Here is a 1,319-nt window from a genome sequence, read left to right as displayed (position 1 = left end):
CATTGCGAACGAAGTGAAGCAATCCATGCACCCGGAAGTCATGGATCGCCACGCTACGCTCGCGATGACGAGGTCTCTGTTCAAGGTCCGTGTGCGGTATCGGGCCAAGTACGGCGGGCTCGCAGTGACAGCTTCCTTGTTCAAGGTCTGCGGTATCGGGCCGGGTACGGCTGACTTGCAATGACGGCCATCTTTCATGCTTTGGAGCGGCTTGGCTGCCATGCAAACTACAGCAGCGAGAAATCGCGCTCGAACTTCATCAGGTGCTGGCCACCATCGACCAACAGCGTGGTGCCTGTGATGGACTGGTTTTCCAGGGCGAAGGCCACGGTGGCCGCCACGTCAGCCGCCGTCGAGGAGTGGCCCAGCGGCGACAGCTTGTGCAGCGCCTCGAATTTTTCCGGCGTCAGCATGTGGCTGGTCAGCGTCAGGCCCGGCGCCACCCCCACCACCCGCACCCGCGGTGCCAGCGCCAGCGCCAGCATGGTGTTGGCCGACTCCAGCGCGGCCTTGGACAGCGTGTAGCTGATGAAGTCGGGGTTGGGATTCCAAAGCTTTTGGTCGAGCAGGTTCACCACGGCGCCCGCGGCTTCTGCGCGTGTTTGCAGGTGCGCGTGCAACGACTGGCTCAGCAAAATGGCGGCCCCGGCGTTGGCACGCATGTGCTTTTCCATGGCGGCAAAGCTGAAGGTCTCGGGCGTGTCGTGCTCGAAGGTGGACGCACTGTTGACGATGGCATCGACATACCCGAGTTCTTCCACCACCCGGGGCAGCAGGTTGCGCACCGCCGTTTCATTGGCCAGGTTGGCGCGAAAAGAGGTGCTGTAGCCCGCCAGCTTGGCGCAATCGGCGACCGTTTTGCGCGCCTCCTCGACCGAATCGCGGTAATGCACGGCCACCCGCCAGCCCGCGCGGGCCAGGGTCAGGGCAATCTCGCGGCCCAGCCGCTTGGCCGCGCCGGTGACCAAAACGGTACGCTGAGCCGGTGCGGGGAAGAGGGCTGACGTGATGGGGGCAGACATTCGGGGACAATTCCAAGCTATGACAACACCCCACAGTTTAACGAGCGAGCTAGCGCGCCACATCAGCCAGACCATTCTTGACGCCAGCGGCTGGCTTGGCTTCGATATCTTTATGGACCAAGCGCTTTACACCCCCGGCCTGGGTTACTACGCCCATGGCAGCACCCAATTTGGCGCTCTGCCCTACACCGTTCAGGACGGCGCGCGCGTGGCGGGGAGCGACTTTGTCACCTCGCCCGGCATCACGCCGTTGTTCGGCTGGACGCTGGCGCTGCAGGTGGCGCAGGCGCTGGAAGT

General features: G+C 63.7%; 2 protein-coding genes and 1 pseudogene. 2 read left to right on the top strand and 1 reads right to left on the bottom strand.

Translation table 11 applies throughout. The features are described 5' to 3' along the window. Positions 1-184 (top strand): hypothetical protein (locus IBX54_RS15150; RefSeq protein WP_296543476.1); only part of this gene is annotated, 184 nt, incomplete at its 5' end. Positions 185-227: 43 nt separating this feature from the next. Here the strand turns inward: IBX54_RS15150 and IBX54_RS15145 are convergent. Then, positions 228-1,022 carry an SDR family oxidoreductase gene (locus IBX54_RS15145; RefSeq protein ID WP_296543475.1) on the bottom strand — a complete coding sequence of 265 codons (795 nt, stop codon included), beginning with the start codon at positions 1,020-1,022 and terminating at the stop codon, positions 228-230. A 19-nt stretch (positions 1,023-1,041) separates the two neighbouring features. Between IBX54_RS15145 and IBX54_RS15140 the strand changes: the two are divergent. Beyond that, positions 1,042-1,319, top strand: a pseudogene (locus tag IBX54_RS15140) (class I SAM-dependent methyltransferase); the annotation flags it as partial.

The organism is Rhodoferax sp. (genome assembly GCF_014859475.1).
In the GTDB taxonomy this organism is placed as follows: Bacteria; Pseudomonadota; Gammaproteobacteria; order Burkholderiales; family Burkholderiaceae_C; genus Rhodoferax.
Note: the sequence above shows the minus strand (reverse complement) of the source record. Positions and strands in the feature narration are given on the sequence as shown.